The organism is Pseudomonas sp. AC463, from assembly GCF_979253585.1.
This window is the reverse complement of record NZ_CEEDDZ010000930.1, coordinates 1-251: the sequence shown is the minus strand read 5'-3', so window position 1 is coordinate 251 and position 251 is coordinate 1. Positions and strand designations below refer to the sequence as shown.

1 protein-coding gene is annotated in these 251 nt (G+C 59.4%); it reads right to left on the bottom strand.

Going from position 1 to position 251, the window contains the following annotated elements:
- Nucleotides 1–161: 161 nt before the first annotated feature.
- Entirely contained in the window at nt 162–245 is an 84-nt protein-coding gene (locus tag AC0IYH_RS32955) for a DUF6976 family protein (RefSeq protein ID WP_471838589.1), read from the bottom strand.
- Between the last annotated feature and the right edge of the window lie 6 nt (nt 246–251).

Here is a 251-nt window from a genome sequence, read left to right as displayed (position 1 = left end):
ACCCGATCGCGAAGCGATCGAGACTCGACAGCCAGTTGGGACGGTGCAGGACGAAACTCACGACCGCCATGTAGCCAAGCCGAAGCAAGGTTACAACATCACATCGTGCAATTTCGCCTGCATATTCTGGCGTCGGAGCGGTTCTCTGGCGTCGGAGCGGTTCAGCCCTGCTCGATGGTCAGGTGCACCATCGTTTGCGTGAGCAGGACGTAGGCGATTTCCCCGAACGTCATCGGTCCGGTGATCGTCCC